This window comes from Mesorhizobium sp. M2C.T.Ca.TU.002.02.1.1, assembly GCF_003997225.1.
In genome coordinates this window covers 1-1,513 of the sequence record NZ_RZTO01001125.1, presented here as the reverse complement: position 1 = coordinate 1,513, position 1,513 = coordinate 1, and the positions used below count along the sequence as shown (strand labels likewise).

Below are 1,513 nucleotides of genomic sequence, written 5' to 3'. Positions count from 1 at the left end.
CCCGCATGCTTCATCTCCCCGCCCCGACGGCGAACTTGCGCCGCAACCCTTCTGAGCCGAACCGCGATAGGCATCGACATATGCCCGATCGCGGCCGGATCCCTGAGCGCCGCGCCGATCGCCTTGAGCGGCGCGCGTGCCTTGATGTGCTGAACCAGGGACAGAAACGACGACGCCTTGCGCAGGCTGCGGCCGCGCCTGGCGAAGGCCGCCTTCGCGCTGCTGTCCATGGGGTATGCCGCCGCGAAGGCGGCGTCGGCGCGCGTCATCGCCTCGACGTGATGCAATTCGAGCACCCGCGAGATCGAGCCGGTGCGGATGTGGTAGATATAGCCGACGGTCGGCTCGACCACGCAGCGGCCACCGCTGGCCAGCGCGCTCGCCAGCAGGATGTAGTCCTCGCCGATGCGCAGCTTCTCGTCGTAGCGCAGCCTGTTGTCGTCGAGGAAGCGGCGCTGGAAGATCGGCTTGAGATAGCCGAGATTGAAGCGCGATTCGAAGACCAGATTGCCGGCGATGTAGTCGGCCAGCGAGATTTCGCGCAGGTCTTCGAGGTAGCCGGCCGGAAACATGGTGTCGTCGGGCGTGCCGTCCTCGCGCACGACCTGGACATTGTCGACCGCAATTTGCGCGCCCGCCGCTTCGGCGCGGGAGATCATAATGGCCAGGCGGTCGGGAAGCACCGCATCATCGGAATCGAGCACCGCCACCCACCGGCCCCTGGCCAGGTCGAGGCCGGCATTGCGGGCGCCGCCCGGACCACGATTGGCCGGCAGCGTCACCACCTTGACGATATCTTGCGGATAAGCGCGCGCCACATCCAGCGTGCCGTCGCGCGACTGGTCGTCGACGACGATGACCTCGACGGTGACGCCAAGTTGCGCGATCGCGCCGGCGATGGCGCGGTCGAGAGTGGCCTCCGCATTATAGGCGGCGATGACGAAGCTGACGTCAGGCTGCACGCTTGTTCCCTTGTTCTGGCGACGTGAGTCCGTACTGGCGTATTTCGCGGACGCCGACCAAACCGGTGACGACGCCAACGTGCATAATGCCGCGCAGCACGCTGCGGTTCCGTCGCACCGGGCTGATCGCGGTCAAAATCGCCATGCCGAAGCAGTAGGCGGCCTTGGCCGAAGCGAGCCCGACCTGGCAGGCGCGACGCAAACCGCCGGCGCCGCGCCCGATCAGATGGCCATGCGTCTGGCCGACGCGGAAACGGCGGCGGCGCAGCCAGTCGAACGCGGCCCTGGCGCGCGGCACGACTTCGTCGACAAAGGCATCAGGCGCAAAAGCGATGCGGCCGCCAGCCTTGACCATGGCATCGAAGAATTCGGTGTCCTCGCCGCCGGTCTGGCCGCGCGCCAGGCTGAAGCGACGGCCGCGCAGGCTCGCATCGGTCATTGCGAGCAGGACGTTGCAGGTGTAGCCGGTGCGGATCTCGCCGCGCACCCAGACCGGCAAGGTGGAATGGAAATCGCCCTTCCGCATCCAGTCCGGCGCGTCATGGCGGTAA

General features: G+C 67.2%; 2 pseudogenes. Both read right to left on the bottom strand.

The features are described 5' to 3' along the window. Positions 1-10: 10 nt before the first annotated feature. Positions 11-962 (bottom strand): annotated as a pseudogene (locus tag EOD07_RS33980) (glycosyltransferase family 2 protein). Further along, positions 952-1,513, bottom strand: a pseudogene (locus EOD07_RS33975) (glycosyltransferase family 2 protein); the annotation flags it as partial. The pseudogenes EOD07_RS33980 and EOD07_RS33975, both read right to left, overlap by 11 nt.